Source organism: Pseudotamlana agarivorans (assembly GCF_018860245.1).
In the GTDB taxonomy this organism is placed as follows: Bacteria; Bacteroidota; Bacteroidia; order Flavobacteriales; family Flavobacteriaceae; genus Pseudotamlana; species Pseudotamlana agarivorans_A.
In genome coordinates, this window is record NZ_JAHKPD010000025.1 from 76,831 (window position 1) to 93,467 (window position 16,637).

Annotated in this window: 15 protein-coding genes; 10 read left to right on the forward strand and 5 right to left on the reverse strand. The window is 33.9% G+C overall.

The window, feature by feature from the left end:
* Positions 1-50: 50 nt before the first annotated feature.
* Positions 51-1,520 carry a carboxypeptidase-like regulatory domain-containing protein gene (locus KO493_RS15340; protein ID WP_216068865.1) on the forward strand — a complete coding sequence of 490 codons (1,470 nt, stop codon included), beginning with the start codon at positions 51-53 and terminating at the stop codon, positions 1,518-1,520.
* A gap of 101 nt (positions 1,521-1,621) precedes the next feature.
* Here KO493_RS15340 and KO493_RS15345 read toward each other — a convergent pair whose 3' ends face one another.
* From KO493_RS15345 to KO493_RS15355, 3 genes are all read right to left on the reverse strand, one after another.
* Complete coding sequence (locus KO493_RS15345; protein WP_216068866.1) at positions 1,622-2,122, reverse strand: hypothetical protein; 501 nt, start codon at positions 2,120-2,122, stop codon at positions 1,622-1,624.
* A 142-nt stretch (positions 2,123-2,264) separates the two neighbouring features.
* Positions 2,265-3,059, reverse strand: a complete 795-nt coding sequence (locus KO493_RS15350) for a CPBP family intramembrane glutamic endopeptidase (RefSeq protein ID WP_216068867.1) — start codon at positions 3,057-3,059, stop codon at positions 2,265-2,267.
* A 131-nt stretch (positions 3,060-3,190) separates the two neighbouring features.
* Positions 3,191-3,544: a 4Fe-4S dicluster domain-containing protein gene (locus tag KO493_RS15355; RefSeq protein ID WP_216068868.1), complete on the reverse strand. Its 354-nt coding sequence runs from the start codon at positions 3,542-3,544 to the stop codon at positions 3,191-3,193.
* A gap of 68 nt (positions 3,545-3,612) precedes the next feature.
* On the opposite strand from KO493_RS15355, the gene KO493_RS15360 reads away from it, so the two are divergent.
* From KO493_RS15360 to KO493_RS15400, 9 genes are all read left to right on the forward strand, one after another.
* The gene (locus KO493_RS15360; protein WP_216068869.1) at positions 3,613-4,671 is read left to right on the forward strand and encodes an acyl-CoA reductase; all 1,059 of its coding nucleotides are present in this window, start codon (positions 3,613-3,615) and stop codon (positions 4,669-4,671) included.
* Between the two features lie 76 nt (positions 4,672-4,747).
* Positions 4,748-5,812 (forward strand): 3-phosphoserine/phosphohydroxythreonine transaminase, encoded by a 1,065-nt coding sequence (gene serC / locus KO493_RS15365; RefSeq protein WP_216068870.1) that lies wholly within the window; start codon positions 4,748-4,750, stop codon positions 5,810-5,812.
* 99 nt (positions 5,813-5,911) lie between these two features.
* Positions 5,912-6,862, forward strand: a complete 951-nt coding sequence (locus KO493_RS15370; RefSeq protein WP_216068871.1) for a D-2-hydroxyacid dehydrogenase — start codon at positions 5,912-5,914, stop codon at positions 6,860-6,862.
* Between the two features lie 199 nt (positions 6,863-7,061).
* A complete protein-coding gene (locus tag KO493_RS15375; RefSeq protein WP_216068872.1) occupies positions 7,062-7,700 on the forward strand; it encodes a DUF937 domain-containing protein in 639 nt (212 codons plus the stop codon).
* Between the two features lie 154 nt (positions 7,701-7,854).
* Positions 7,855-8,307: a DUF6146 family protein gene (locus KO493_RS15380; protein WP_252723249.1), complete on the forward strand. Its 453-nt coding sequence runs from the start codon at positions 7,855-7,857 to the stop codon at positions 8,305-8,307.
* A 27-nt stretch (positions 8,308-8,334) separates the two neighbouring features.
* Entirely contained in the window at positions 8,335-8,646 is a 312-nt protein-coding gene (locus tag KO493_RS15385; RefSeq protein WP_252723250.1) for a DUF6787 family protein, read from the forward strand.
* The gene (locus tag KO493_RS15390; protein ID WP_216068873.1) at positions 8,646-8,978 is read left to right on the forward strand and encodes a hypothetical protein; all 333 of its coding nucleotides are present in this window, start codon (positions 8,646-8,648) and stop codon (positions 8,976-8,978) included. Before KO493_RS15385 ends, KO493_RS15390 begins: the two co-directional genes overlap by 1 nt.
* A 31-nt stretch (positions 8,979-9,009) precedes the next feature.
* Complete coding sequence (locus tag KO493_RS15395; protein ID WP_216068874.1) at positions 9,010-11,409, forward strand: TonB-dependent receptor; 2,400 nt, start codon at positions 9,010-9,012, stop codon at positions 11,407-11,409.
* Between the two features lie 34 nt (positions 11,410-11,443).
* Complete coding sequence (locus KO493_RS15400) at positions 11,444-11,995, forward strand: type 1 periplasmic binding fold superfamily protein (RefSeq protein WP_216068875.1); 552 nt, start codon at positions 11,444-11,446, stop codon at positions 11,993-11,995.
* 83 nt (positions 11,996-12,078) lie between these two features.
* Here the strand turns inward: KO493_RS15400 and guaB are convergent, their stop codons facing one another.
* Both guaB and KO493_RS15410 read right to left on the reverse strand, forming a co-directional pair.
* A complete protein-coding gene (gene guaB, locus KO493_RS15405) occupies positions 12,079-13,551 on the reverse strand; it encodes an IMP dehydrogenase (protein ID WP_216068876.1) in 1,473 nt (490 codons plus the stop codon).
* A gap of 136 nt (positions 13,552-13,687) precedes the next feature.
* Positions 13,688-16,459, reverse strand: a complete 2,772-nt coding sequence (locus KO493_RS15410; RefSeq protein ID WP_216068877.1) for an outer membrane beta-barrel protein — start codon at positions 16,457-16,459, stop codon at positions 13,688-13,690.
* Between the last annotated feature and the right edge of the window lie 178 nt (positions 16,460-16,637).

The window sequence follows — 16,637 nt, forward strand, 5'->3', positions numbered from 1 at the left end:
TTTGTAACAATTTTAAGCTTTAATCGTTGAACGTTTATAATCCGGTTTGAATGAAAAATATTCCCCTCTTTATATTAGCTTGCTGTGCCAACTTTATCGCACATTCCCAAAGTATCACTGCGCAACTTATTGATAAAGGAAATGGCAACCCAATCCCTTATGCCACTATTAAAACAAACGAACATCAAGGGGTAATTTCTAATGAAGAAGGTTTTTTTACAATCCATATTGATGAATCGGTTAAAACCTTAAGTATTTCTTGCCTGGGTTATAAGCATAAAACAATTGAAACCAAAGACTTAAAAAACACAAACACTATCATTACGCTTGAAGAGGCATTAAACCAATTGGATGAGGTTTTTATAAGTAACAAAACGCCTAATGCGCGAAGTATTATCGCAAAAGCAAGAGAAAACCTTTCAAAGAATTACACTTCAAAATTGAATAAGTATAACGTTTTTAGCAGAATGACCAATTATATCGATTTTAAAGTTTTAGAATTTGAAATTGAAAAGGCTTCACATGTCAATAATAAAAACATAGAAGCTGCGAATACCGATTTAGTGGCTATGTCTAAAAAAGTACGCGAAAGTAATATGGTTCAATTTGAAGATTTTAAGGGAGAATTGTACAGTCTTAACAGGGATAGCAGTAAAATAAAGGTATCGAAAGCAACAAAACTTTTAGATCATACCAACGATTTTTCATTGGATGATATACAGGAGAAATCACAAAAAATCGTTTTAAAGTATTTAGACAGTTCAAAAACCTACAAAATAAAATCGGGATTGTTTAAACTTGAAGACTCCTTAGATCTAAACGATGAAAAACTTAAAAATCTTCAGAAAAAAGAATACCAATTAAACGCTCTAAATACAAACACACGTAGAGGCCTTAGGGGTGCTCAGTTTTATCAGGACGCGTTTTTAAATAAGTTTTTAGATGAAGACTTATACCAATATCGTATAGAAAGCACCACTTTTGATAACGATGAACTTACTTACGTTATACGTTTCATACCAAGAAAAAGCAAGGCAAAATACACCGGATCACTTTCTATAAACCATGGTGATTTCGCTATTACTAAAGTGGATTATCATTATTCTGAAGGAAAACAAGGTAAAAAAATTAACCTGAAGTTTCTCCTAGGGGTAAAATACATACACACCATAAGTAGTGGTACGATTTTATATAATAAATCTAGCGACAGCTTGTATCACCCGAAGTATATTAAGCACAATTATGGAAATTATTTTTATGCGAGTAGAGACGTGAAATTTATAGAAAACAGTAGAGATAAAAACAAAGTTAGCTTCAGTTTTACAGTTGAAGGTAGTAGCCGTTTCAAACAAGAACTTCTCATTACAGGACATGAAGCTTTAAGTGAAGTAGCTTTTAATGCTGTAAAACAAGATACTGCCGTTGCTTATAAAGAATTAAAGAAATTCGATAAATCAATTTGGGGAAAGGATCAGATTTTGGAACCATCAACTGAGATTAAAAATTTTCAATCGGAATAAAAAAAGGCTGTATATAAGGTGAAATTTTCGCCAACATAAACGGATTACTTATTTACAAACAACCTCTTTTTAATCTTTTTTTTTTAAACGACAATAACCAGCTATATAAATAACATTATCAAGGTTAGCACGACTCCAAAAGCAGTAAAATACATGCCTTTTTTAAAGATTTTAGTTTTAGGCATAAACATCCAAAAAGATGATATTGCAAAAAAGAAAAGCGACACCCCAGAAAACACATTTAGCCAGAATAAAGGCTCTTGTGAAGTGGCTTTATGCAAATGTGTCATTCGACTAAGTACATAAGGCAACTCTTCTTTAGTATAATTAGCAACACCAGTGGTTTTGTTATATTGGCCATTTTTAAATATAATTAAATCGCCTTCATTTTTTTCAGCTTTAAACCGCTTAATTTTTAAAGCACGTCCAACGGCTTCGCCTCTTAAATTTGGCTTTAATGCTTTTTCTACTTCAATTTTACTTTTTAAAAAATCGGTATTTCTAAAAATTAAAATAACGCCGCTTAATGAGTAAACAATCATTACTCCTATTAAGAAAAAACCTAAATATCGGTGTATTATGCGCATCCACTTGTTTGTCATACTATATGTTTTTGACGTTAGACCAAATAATATTATTATGGTTTAATAAAGATTAAAAAAGTTTCAAAGGTATTCTGTTTAAAAAAAATATCCCAAGCTAAAGCTCAGGATTTTTCATTTATTTCAAAGTATTTTTTCTATTTTAAATAGCAGCTTCTTGTGTTTGCACAAATTCTTCTATAGCTTTCTTTTTAGTTAATTGTATAATACCTAAAATTCCGAAGATAATTGGGCTAAAAGACACCAATAAACTAACTACTACTCCGGCCATAGCCAAAGCCCCTTCAACATTGCCATCGGCGCTAACCAATCCTTCCATGGTAAACGCTGTAAAATCCCATAAGGCATGTAATATTATAGCCGGTACAATACTTAAGGTTTTTATTCGAATCGCTAAGAACAGCACCCCAGAACTCATTGCAAAAAATGCCTGTGCGATACCTTGTCCCAACTCTCCAGTTGTAAATACATTCATGATATGAATCAATCCGAAAGTCACAATAACAACAATAGCAGCTTTCCAAAATCCAAATTTCTTAGTTAAACTACTTAATAATATCCCGCGAAACATTAATTCTTCAGAAATACCAACAAAAATACAGTTAAAAAGTACCCACTTGTATGAATCGAAATCAGAAAATATACCATTTAATCCACTAGTTATTAAACATAAAGTGATAACAAATACAGGGTAAATTAAAATCCAGTTCTTCTTGGCTTTAATTTTATTCAGACCTACAATAATATTGGCTGGTCTTATATAACTGTAAATCAAAACAGTTGCAGCGGCAAATAACAAATGCATAGCTAATCCGCTATGTACTAACTCTGCTAAGGACATTTTTTCAGAAGATACAAATACTTTGGCATAAACAAATGTAAAAAAGGCCCAAAGCACAGTTACTATTAATAAATGGGATAATGGGATACGTTTCATAAAATTTTTGGTTTGGTTAATATTGGTTTGAATAATTAAAGTAAATGTAATTTTTTTGTTAAATAAAGGCCTACAAACAAAAAAGACCACCTTTAAGGGTGGTCTTTTAAAATATAATTCAAAAACTTTATCTATCCATCAGGATGCATAAAGCGTTGTTTTGCTAATAATTCATCTTCAGTTTCTACATGTTCATCATCAGGAACACAACAATCCACTGGACATACTGCCGCACATTGAGGTTCATCATGAAAACCTTTACACTCGGTACATTTATCTGGTACGATGTAATAAAGTTCGTCACTAATAGGTTCTTGAGCTTCATCAGCATCCACTTCAGAGCCGTTCGTTAGTACTACTGTTCCGTCCAAACTTGTACCATCTTTGTAGCGCCAATCATCTGCACCTTCATAAATTGCCGTATTCGGGCATTCCGGTTCACATGCACCACAATTTATACATTCGTCTGTTATTATAATTGCCATAGCGTTTTTTTCTTTCTAAATTTGCAATAGCAAAAATAACGCCTAAACCTTTCATAACCAAATTCAGAATGCAATTACAAGAAAGAATTAATGCTTTTATAAAATTAGGAGATTTTTTAAGGCAATTTTCTAACGAAGTTGTTCAAAAGAATGATATTGTTGAACATAACGATATTTTCTTCGATGGCTTTAAACATCAGTTAAAATTAGCAGAAGAACATAATGGCTGGTTTACTCAGGAAAACATACGTTTTGCTTTAAACTCGTGGTCTGAAGCTTTAACTCAGGAAAATTTAAACGCCTGGTTAAAACCTTATAAAATTGGCAATACCAACCCCAAAACAGTAGCCATAATAATGGCCGGAAACATACCTCTTGTAGGGTTTCACGACTTTTTATCGGTTCTAATTACAGGGCATGATGTTTTGGTAAAGCAGTCTTCAAACGACAAACATCTTCTACCCTATCTAAGTAAATATCTGGAATATGTGGAACCTCAGTTTAAAGGTAAAATTAACTTTACTGAAGGAAAAGTAGAAAATTTTGATGCTGTTATCGCCACAGGAAGCAATAATACGGCACGTTATTTTGAATATTATTTTAAAGATAAACCATCAATTATTAGAAATAATAGAAATTCAGTAGCCGTTTTAACTGGAAACGAAACTGAAGCCGATTTAAAAAACCTGTCTGAAGACATATTTAGATATTACGGATTGGGTTGCCGAAACGTCTCGAAACTCTACCTCCCAAAAAATTACAATTTCGATGCTTTCTTTGAAGGTATGTACCACTGGCATCCTATTATCAATAAAGCCAAATACGCGAACAATTACGATTATAATAAAGCGGTCTATTTAATGAGTGAATTTGACATGCTTGAAAATGGCTTTTTCATGATTAAAGAAGACGAAAGTTTAGCTTCACCTATTGCTACTGTTTTCTATGAGTATTATGAAAACAAAACGCAATTAGAAGAAAAACTAAAAGCAAATAAACAGCAAATTCAATGCATTGTGTCTAACGGATTTACAAAAAGTGAAATTGCTTTTGGAGCCACTCAAAAACCACAACTTTGGGAATATGCAGACGATGTGGATTCTGTTGAATTTTTATTAGCGATTTGATAAAACTTTTAAAGAATTTTTAATTAAAAATCAGTAATTAATTAAGACCTTTACATCTTAATTTTTACCAAGAAAAATGAAAAAACATAACTTTAGTGCAGGACCTAGTATTTTACCACAAGAAGTTTTATTAAAAGCTTCAGGGGCAATTGTAGATTATAACAACAGTGGATTATCCTTAATTGAAATATCTCATAGAAGTAAAGATTTTGTTGAGATTATGGACAACGCTAGAGCCTTAGCTTTAGAGCTTTTAGGATTAGAAGGAAAAGGTTATACAGCTTTATTTTTACAAGGTGGTGCTAGTATGCAGTTTTTAATGACCGCATTAAATCTTTTAGAGAAAAAAGCAGGTTATATTAATACAGGTGCTTGGAGTGGAAAATCAATTAAAGAAGCTAAGAAAGTAGGAGAAATTATCGATGTAGCTTCTTCTGCCGATGCTAACTTCAATTACATTCCTAAAGGATTCGAAATTCCTTCAGATTTAGACTATTTACACTATACATCAAACAACACTATTTTTGGAACGCAGTTTAAAGATATTCCACAAACCGATGTGCCATTAGTATGTGATATGAGTAGTGATATTTTCTCAAGTACTTTAGATTATTCAAAATTCGCTTTAATATATGCAGGTGCTCAAAAAAATATGGGACCAGCAGGAACAACGCTTGTTGTTGTAAAAGACGAAATTTTAGGAAAAGTATCTCGCGATATTCCATCAATCTTAGATTACCAATTACACATTAAAGCAGGTAGTATGTACAACACACCTCCTGTATTTCCTGTGTACACATCTATGTTAACTTTAGAGTGGTTAAAAGGATTAGGTGGTATTGCTGGAATTCAAGAAGAAAACGAAAAGAAAGCAACCCTAATGTATTCTGAGATTGATTTAAATCCATTATTTAAAGGATTTGCAGCTAAAGAAGACCGTTCTACAATGAATGCGACATTTAACTTAACAAACGAAAGTTTAAAAGATACTTTTGATGCCATGCTTAAAGAAGCTGGAATTAGTGGTGTAAACGGACACAGAAGTGTTGGTGGATATAGAGCATCTATGTATAATGCATTACCTCTAGACAGCGTAAAAGCATTAGTAGAAGTCATGAACGAATTAGAGGCTAAAGCATAAAACAGTTCTCTCATTTCCACGAAAGTGGAAACTAAAGGATTCAACTAAATAATTACTATTAATATTTTCGCTTTCGCGGAAATAAAAAATAACAAAACAATGAAAGTATTAGCAAACGACGGTATTTCACAAAGTGGTATCGACGCCTTAGAAAAAGGAGGATACGAAGTAATCACTACTACCGTAGCACAAGAGCAATTAATCAATTATATTAATGAAAAAGACATCGCTGTTTTATTAGTTAGAAGTGCAACTACTGTACGTCAAGACTTAATCGATGCTTGTCCTGGATTAAAAATCATTGGACGTGGTGGTGTTGGTATGGATAATATCGATGTAGCCTATGCTAGAGAAAAAGGACTTAGTGTTATTAACACGCCAGCAGCTTCTTCGCACTCTGTTGCTGAGTTAGTATTCGGTCACTTTTTTGGATTAGCACGTTTCTTACATAACTCAAACAGAGATATGCCATTAGAAGGTGATCAAAACTTTAAAGGTTTAAAGAAAGCTTATGCTAAAGGTACAGAATTAAAAGGTAAAACTTTAGGTGTTTTAGGTTTTGGTCGTATTGGTCAAGCTACCGCTAAAGTGGCCTTAGGAGCTGGAATGAAAGTTGTTGCTTTCGATCCGTTCTTAGAAAAAGCAAACTTAGAATTGGATTTCTTTGACGGACAAAAAGTAAGCTTTGAAATTGAAACAATTTCTAAAGAAGAGGTTTTAAAACAAGCCGATTTCATCTCATTACACGTTCCTGCACAAGATAGCTACGTTATTGATGAAGCAGAATTCAACATCATGAAAGATGGTGTCATTATCGCTAACGCAGCACGTGGTGGTGTGGTTAATGAAGTAGCACTTGTAAAAGCCCTAGAAAGTGGTAAAGTTTCTAGAGCTGCTTTAGATGTTTTTGAAAAAGAACCTAAACCAGAAATTCAGTTATTAATGAACCCAGCTTTATCTTTAACACCACACACTGGTGCTGCAACTAACGAGGCGCAAGATAGAATTGGTACTGAATTAGCAGAACAAATTATTAGTATTCTTGGATAATATTTTAATTGAAAATTAATCTTCAACTAAAACTTGAGTTAAGGTTGTTTTGCTACACGTGTTGAACGCTATCTAAACATCCGTTACCCATAAAAGAATTCTATTGATATATTAAAAAGTCCTAGCATAAATATGTTAGGACTTTTTTTGTACCTTAAACATCCCTTAAAAAAATATTAATTAATTAAACATAAAAATCATGTCTGGAATATTAGATATATTAAACAGCGACCTCGGAAAATCAATTGTTAACGGCGTTGCTGGACAAACCAATCAACCACATAGCAAAACACAAGATGTTTTAACCATGGCCTTACCGCTTTTAACAGCAGCCATGAAACGTAACGCGAATTCACCTCAAGGTGCAGACGGTTTAATGAAGGCATTAAATACCAAACACGACGGAAGTATATTGGATAACTTAGGTAGCCTATTTGAAGGTGGTGTTAATTCTGATGTCTTGAAAGATGGTGGCAATATTTTGGGTCATGTATTAGGTTCAAAACAACAGCATGTTGAAAATACTCTAAGTGCGAAATCGGGAATGGACACGAATTCTATTAGTCAAATTCTTAAGGTTGCGGCACCGCTTTTAATGGGTTTGATAGGCAAAAAGAGCCGACAAAACAATGTGAGTAATTCAAGCGACTTAGGCAGTCTTCTTGGCGGACTAATGGGCGGGAATTCTAGTGGTCAAGAGCAAAACTTTCTAGAAAGCATTTTAGACGCCGATGGAGATGGTAGCGTTATTGATGATGTTGCTGGCATGATGCTAGGTGGCGACAAAAGCAAAAGTGGTCTTGGAGGTATGCTAGGCAGTTTGTTTGGTGGAAAATAATCTGAAATCAAAAAATTATTAAAGAGCTTGTGTTAAATTGAAACCTTTACGCAGGCTCTTTTTTTATTTGCACTTAATTAAAATATGTATTGATTTTTGTATCTTAAAATGCCATTTTAAAAAATAATGGTTTAACTGTTTCAATTTTAAAAAAATGAATCATCTCATGAAGTACTTGCTTTATTTATCACTTATTGCTTGTTTTATATACGGTTGTAAAGCCGTAAATAAAACTACAGTGCCAATAAAAGATGAAAATCTGGAAGCCTTGAAACGAAATGATACAGTCACTATAGTTAACGAAGAAGAAGCATATGAAATCATTATAATAGAACCTGGATTTAATTTTTGGGTAGCCAGTCAAGCGCGACCTCGAGGGTATTATTCTCAAAGTTTTATGGAAAACAGAAACCATTTATATGTCATAGAATGGAACCAACGGGTTTTACAACCTCATCGTTATTCGCCAAATTTGTATGAATTACAAATCAATTACGATCATGTTACTGACTATGGTTACGAAGTAAACTACCTGCTTTATAATTATTTTCTTTATTTTCAACGCACCTATAAACAAAGATTAGGACCTTTTGTTCCTAGGATTTAATTAAGATTTAATTACTTTTGCAGCCAAATGAAATTTGTGGAAAAATTAAAAGCACGTTGGGATATTGAACATAACTGGGAAATCATAGTCATTTTGATTGTGTTCTCTGTTACGGGTTCAACAGCATCATACATTGGGAAGCCTATATTACGCTATCTAAGTATTACAACCGAAAACTTCGGGACTTTTGGATATTGGGTAATACGCATTCTTTTATTATTTGTTATGTATCAATTCATGCTGGTCTTTTTTGGATGGCTATTTGGTCAACATAAATTTTTCTGGAATTTTGAAAAGAAAATGTTACGCAGAATTGGTTTAAAACGTTTTGTAGATTAATGATTTCTAAACAGCAACATATTATATTTAAAGTGTTTACACTTTGCTTAGTACTGAGCTTGCTGTTTCCTGCTGCGACAAAATTCGTACATCTATTTGAACACCACAACCATGAGGTTTGTAAAGATGGCGACACCACACACATTCATCAAGTTGATTTAGACTGTGAGTTTCAAAAGTTTTCTTTACATACACACATTTTTATAAGCGATACTAGCGCGTATTGGACTGCAGTTAAGCGGCCATCAAAAGTATCTATTACGACTTATAAAACACTTAAACACCACAAACCGCTTTCTTATTCGTTAAGAGGCCCTCCTGTTTTAGCTTAAAATACTTATTTTAAACTAAAACAAAAATTCAATGAAACAATACTTATGGATTGTAGTGCTTTGCTTTTATAGCCTAGCCTACACCCAAAACTGTACGCATTCCCTAGATGGTACTGTAACAGATTTTCATGATGGTAATCCTTTGTCTGGAGCCACGATTCATAATGAAACTGCAAACACTTATACCTCTGCAGATATTAATGGAAAGTTTTCCTTTTCAGATGTATGTGAAGGAACTATAGTATTGGTTGTTTCACATGTGGGCTGTGATCCCGAACGCCTTGAAGTAGACGTACCTAACAAACGTTATGTAGACATACATATGGAGCACCATTTAGAAGAACTACATGAAGTTTTAATTACTGGTACTTCTAAGGAGGAAAAAACGTCTATCCAGCAAACGGTTCATAAAAAACAGATAGAAACTTTCACCGATAAATCACTAGGAGATGCGCTTAATACGCTAAGCGGTGTATCTTCCTTAAATACTGGAAACACTATCGTAAAACCGATGATTCATGGGTTGCACAGCAGCCGGTTAATAATTATCAATAACAACGTACGCTTGTTCGACCAGGAATGGGGAGATGAACATGCTCCAAATATTGATATTAATACCAGTAATCAATTAGAAGTTATAAAAGGAGCGAATACCTTAAGGTATGGAAGTGATGCCATAGGAGGCTTAATTCTAGTAAAACCTAAAAAATATGCCCCTAAAGACAGTCTTTTTGGTAGCACTTCACTTTCAATGAATAGTAATGGACTTGGTGGCAACCTAAATTCTGAACTTATTAAAACCTATAAATCGGGATATTATGCCAAAACACAAGGGAGTTATAAGCGATTTGGTGATTTTAAAGCACCCGATTATTACCTAACCAATAGCGGCTTAAAAAACGCTAATGTTTCGGCAAATGTGGGGTATTCGAGTTTTGAAAAAGGATTTGACGCCTATTATAGTTTTGTTGATAATGAATTAGGCATTTTAGCAGCCTCCCATATTGGTAACGTTAACGATTTGGTTACCGCCATAAACAGCAAAGAACCTCGAATTACGGAAGATTTCTCATACCATATTGAATATCCAAAGCAACGCATTTCACACCATTTAGGAAAGTTGGATGCTTACAAGCGCTTTAAGCGCTTAGGGAAATTATCGATGCAGTACGATTTTCAAATCAATAGAAGAAAAGAATATGACCTAAGGCGAGGAGACCAGGCCGATACGCCAGTAATAGATCTTCGTTTATTTACAACGTCTTTTCAACCTAATTTACAAATAGATGCCTTCGAGAATACGGAAATTAATACTGGTTTTTTGCTACGGTTTCAACAAAACGATGCCATTTCAGGAACTGGTGTGAGCCCTTTAATTCCGGATTTTGAAAAATATGATGCGGGGGTTTATGCCACGGGGACTTACAAGCTGAATTTATTTAGTGAAATAAGTGCCGGTTTTAGGTTTGACTTTTCCAAAATTAAAGCGCGAAAATGGTATAACACCACCGATTGGGAAGACACCTATAACTATGATGAATTGTTTCCAGAATTTGAATCGGGCATAACCAGTAATTCTAAAACCTTAACGTATCCAGAGTTTTCGTTTCCAAATTTCTCGGCTAATTTGGGCTACATGAGACATTTTAGCAATGATTTTGAATTCTTTTTGAATTATGGTTTAGCCTCTAGAATGCCAAATCCGTCCGAATTATTTAGTGATGGCCTACACCATAGTGCAGCAAGAATTGAAATTGGGAAATTAACCATTGGAAAAGAAGTTTCTAATAAGGTAATCGCTTCATTACAAAGAAACAATCAACATATTGGATTCACCATTAGTCCTTATTTCAATTACATTAACGACTATATTCAACTTATCCCTACTGGTATTACAACAACTATTAGAGGGGCTTTTCCTGTTTGGGAATACGATCAAGTTGATGCAACCATTTATGGTGTAGACTTGGATTTAAATGTGAGAATTAGTGATAAAATTAGTTATAATGGAAACTTTAGCTGGTTACGAGGCCACAATGAAACTAACGACATACCGTTAATTAACATGCCTGCAGCAAATTTTAACAACAGTATTACTTACTATAACAAAGACTTAAACCAACTATCGGTTAGTTTAATTAATAAAACTGTATTACAACAAAAAAATTACCCAGATTATAATTTTTACACATACAACGCTATTACCAACACTAACGATTATGTTGATATTAGCACCCCGCCTTCTTCCTATTCTTTATTTAGCTTTAATAGCGCTGCCAATTTTAAGGTATTTAAGACAGGGACTTTAAAACTAGAATTTAATATCGATAATATTTTCAATACTTCGTACAGAGATTACTTAAATAGTCTTCGATATTTTGCCGATGAATTAGGAAGGAATGTAAATTTAAAAGTTAAAATAAATTATTAAAAAAAATATTATGAAATATTCAAAATCAATTACTATGAAAACAGTAAAATTATTAGCCCTATTTTTTGTGGCAAACCTAGCTTTTGTAGGTTGCTCTAGCGATGACGACGATCACCACGATCATGATCACGAAGAAGAACTTGTCACTACCGTAATCTATGCTTTAACCAATGGCAATGATGTGGTAACTTTAACATTTCAAGATTTAGATGGTGAAGGTGGTAATGACGGCACTTATATTGTTTCTGGACCATTTACAGCCAATACTTTCTATTCTGGAAGAATAACATTATTAAATGAAACAGAAAGCCCTGCGGAAGATGTTACAGAAGAAGTCGAACACGAAGGAGACGAACACGAGTTTTTCTATATTTCTACGCCTAATGACATCACTATTTTAAAAACTGATGTAGACGATGATGGCAACCCTATTGGTATTGAAACTACTTTAAAAACTGGTGATGCTGGTACAGGATCGCTAACTATCATCTTAAAGCACGAACCTAATAAGCCGAATAACGACACACCTACTGATGCTGGAGGAAGCACAGATATAGAAGTAACTTTCCCTATTACTGTACAATAATAATCTGGGGTTATTTTGTTGTAAATACAGATAAAAAAAAGAGGCCAAAAGCCTCTTTTTTTTATTTAAATTATAATTTACTCTTATCTAGAATAATTAGGAGCCTCTTTGGTAATAGTTACATCATGAGGATGACTTTCAGCAATACCTGAAGCTGTTATTTTTACAAAAGCTGAGTTGTTTTTTTGATCTTCAATACTTGCAGAACCACAATACCCCATACCTGCTCTTAATCCACCAATAAATTGGTGCATCGTCGCATATAATTCACCTTTATACGGTACGCGACCTTCAATACCTTCTGGAACTAACTTTAAACTATCATCTTCTTTTCCTTGGAAGTAACGGTCTTTTGAACCGTTTTTCATAGCCTCTACAGAGCCCATTCCACGGTAAGATTTAAAACGACGTCCGTTAAAAAGAATAACCTCACCTGGAGCTTCTTTAGTTCCTGCTAGCAGGGAACCTAACATAATAGAATCGGCTCCAGCTGCAATAGCTTTAGGAATATCTCCTGTAAAACGAATACCTCCATCTGCTATTACTGGCACGCCTGTTCCTTTTAAGGCTTCAGCGACATTCATGACCGCCGACAATTGTGGGTATCCAACACCTGCAACCACACGTGTTGTACAAATAGACCCAGGACCAATACCTACTTTTACGGCATCTGCTCCAGCGGCTACCAAATCTAAAGCTGCTTTTTCGGTAACAATATTACCTGCAACCACATCTAAATTTGGAAATTCAGCTTTAACTTCCTTTAATTTCGTTAATATATTAATTGAATGTCCGTGCGCAGAATCTAATACTACGGCATCAACGCCTGCAGCAACTAATGCTTTTACGCGATCGATACAGTCTGGTGTTACTCCTATAGCAGCTGCAACTCTTAATCTACCGTACTCATCTTTATTTGCACTTGGGTTTTCTCTAACTTTAATAATATCTCTAAAAGTAATTAAACCAACTAATTTGTTTTTCGCATTAACAACAGGTAGTTTTTCTACTTTATTATCTTGCAAAATATCTTCAGCTTGTTTTAGAGACGTGCCTTCCTTTACTGTAATTAAACCTTCAGAAGTCATTACTTCAGAAATTAGTCGTTTTTCATTTCTTTCGAATCTCAAATCACGATTTGTAACTATCCCAACTAACTCATTATCAGAATTTATCACTGGAATACCACCAATTTTATGTTCAGACATCAAATTATTCGCGTCTAGAACCGTGTCGGTAGCTTTTATAGTTACAGGTTCTAAAATCATTCCTGCTTCAGAACGCTTTACCTTCTTAACTTCTAAGGCCTGTTCTTCAATGGACATGTTCTTATGTAAAACACCGATTCCACCTTCACGAGCCATAGCTATTGCCATTGCAGATTCCGTTACCGTATCCATTGCAGCAGATATGATTGGTGTATTTAAAGGAATATTTTTTGAGAATTTTGAAGCGATATTAACCGTGTTGGGTAACACTTCTGAATAAGCCGGTACTAAAAGTACGTCGTCATAAGTTAGACCTTCTCCTAGAATTTTGTTTTGATGTGAAATCATGATGCAATTACAGTTTAATTGCGTGCAAATATACATCTTTTTTCTGTTTCGTTATCTTAATATCTTCACAAAAAGAAATAATACTAATTAAGATTTATTCCGTGCATTTTTAACCCACATGAATAATCACACCAAATTAATTTCTTCCACGACCTCGGCCTCCTGAGCCTCCAGAACGTCCGCCTCGCTCTCTATGGCCGGAAGGCACATTCATGTTTTTACCTGCTATTCTTCCAAATTTATAGACGAAAGTAGCCATAAAATACTGCTCTAAGATTAAATTTTCAACATCTTGAATATAGGTTTCAGAAACTGATCTTCTAAAGCCATTATTCATATCTAACATATCATACCCTATTAAGGTCAAGGTTGCCTTTTCATTCCATAATTGAACACCTAGCCCAGCATTCCATAGTACGGCATCACCATCGAATTCATCACCCACCCTACTATTGTATTGGTAAGATATTTTATTCGAAAAGAAAAAATTCTTCAAGAAAAAGATAGAGGCCTCAAAATTTAAGTTTTGAAGGAAAAAAGCATTATCGGCAAACGTGTCGGTATCATAAATATTTTTATTCATTGAATAACTGTATGATGCGCTTAAATCGACTTTACTATCATATGAATACCTCAAGGCAAGCGTTGGTTTTAACTGTGAATTCTTTGCTGTAAACTGTACATCGTTCTGGATTGACAAATTATTAGAGTAACGTCCTGATAATCTCATATTGATATTAAAGTTCGTTTTTTTACTATAAAAGGATTTAGAAATTGCAGCATCACCATGAACCGCATAAGATCCATTAATATTTTTATAGGTGGTGTATTTAATTAAATCTGTATCTGTTAGTGTGGCATTAATAATTTTATTTTCATAGAACTGAGCCCCTGCTCTACCAGTAATATTAATATTATTGAAGGCTAAATTATTTTGATATTGAAAACTTAAATTATGATTTACCTGAGGTTCTAATAGTGGATTTCCTATTTTGATATGAGTTTGATTACTTTCATCTACCACAGGCTGCAACTGGGTAGCAGAAGGTAAATTCACACTCTGGTTATACCTCAACGATATATTTTTATAACCATTTTTATCACGATAACGAATTCTACCAGAATAGTTAAAATACTCAAATTCTGTATCAAAATTTCGAGCATCAATGAGTTGATCAGTATAATTACTAAAGGTATTTGTATAGGCTCCCTCTATTTCAAAACGAAAATCTTTATACTCATATCTAAGACGCAAGGCGGGCACTACGGTAGTTGTAGCATACTTACTATCTGCACTTTGTAATTTATTAAAATCAGTATAGTCGTTAGTTATGGAGTCTAGATCATAAATAAGCATTTCATTTTGATTGTAACTAATCCTAGCTGTATAACTTGGTATGGCTTTAAAGTTTGGAAACAACTCCTTAAACCAATACGCGTTTAAATTGACATTCATATCATCCTTATCCGAGCTTCGTATTTGATCTTGAACCCGAGTCTCATTTTTATCATAAAGGATATTCTCTGAGTAGTTTGAAGATTCTGAATTGTTAGAGTTATAACTCGTGTTCACATTGATATTAAAAAAATCTGAGCCTTTACCTGTTCTTGTTATCACTCCAAATTCATTCTCTATTCTGTTCTGTGTTGATGTGGACTCATTATTAGCATTCACTTCACTAATAAGGTCATCATCCATAGATTTTGAAACCGTACTCGAATTTGAGAAATTATCGGAAGCCGAGCTATTAAATTTCAAATCATTAGAAAGTTGTACTTTCCTTTTAGTTAATTTATTTTTTGGTTTAATAATATAATTGATGTCTAAACCCGCTGTATGGGTGTCTACATCATTAGTGCTTGCACTTTCCGTTTCTGAAATGTAATTCAAATTTGGAAGAAAGTTTTCTCTCACGCGTTTTTGAGCATTATCGGTATTGTTTGCATCGAATTGATAATTACCATTAACCCGAGTTTCATCCCATTTACCCTTGGTATAGTTGGCACCAATAAAATCTGATTCTATATAACCATTACTAGATCTGGCATCTGGTAAGGCGTTAAATCCACGTTTCATATTAATATTATTGGAGCCAGAAATCACACCAATTTGTTTCCCGTCTACAAGCTGAAATAAATTGGCGTTAACTTGATACTTATCATCGGTACCATAACCTGCATTAAAATCACCAAAAAACGCTCTATTTTTTCCTTTTTTAATTTTAAAATTAATCTCTTTGGTTCCAGAGTCCGATTCTTCTCCTGTAAATTTTTGCATATCACTTTTATAATCGGTAACCTGCACTTTACTAATCACATTACTCGGCAAGTTTTTGAGGGCTATATCGCCATTTTTCTCACCAAAAAACCGCATGCCATCCACGTTAATGGCTTCAACTTCCACACCATTTACGGTAATGAGTCCGTCTATATCAATCTCTACGCCTGGTAATTTTTTTAACAGGTCTTCTGCACGATCATTAGGGAGTGTTTTAAAACTATCTGCGTTATATTCTATGGTATCCTTTTTTATAACCACAGGAGGAGATCTGGCAATAATAGACACCGTATTGAGTGATTCTACAGCGTCTTTTAAAGTTAAAATACCCACATCTAAATCCTTCGATTCTGGAACTTCAACAAACTGCGAATAAGGCTCATACCCTAAATAAGCAACATTAAGTAATACTTTGGGTGCTTCTTCCGCATTAACTCGAATTGAAAATTTACCATCATTATTGGTTATACCATAAGCTAGAATTAAACTATCTTGAGTACTCTGAATAAAAACGGTAGCTGCTTCTAAAGTTAAATTTTGATTGTCCTTTATAATCCCTTCTAAGGTGAATTTTTGCGCGAATAATGAGGTCGAAACCACTAACAGTAGGGCACTTAGTAAAACTTTCAAATCTTGTCGTGTTTAGTCGTTGTCTTTTAGACTAAAGAATAAAGCAAAAGTTTAATACCTTTTTAAAATTTGTTTCATTTAAAAGCGCAAGGAAATCTAGGGGTTTATTAGCTACCATTTATACTAAAATGTTGCAAGCCAGCATTTGTTTTGATGTCCAGTTATGTGGCAATTATAG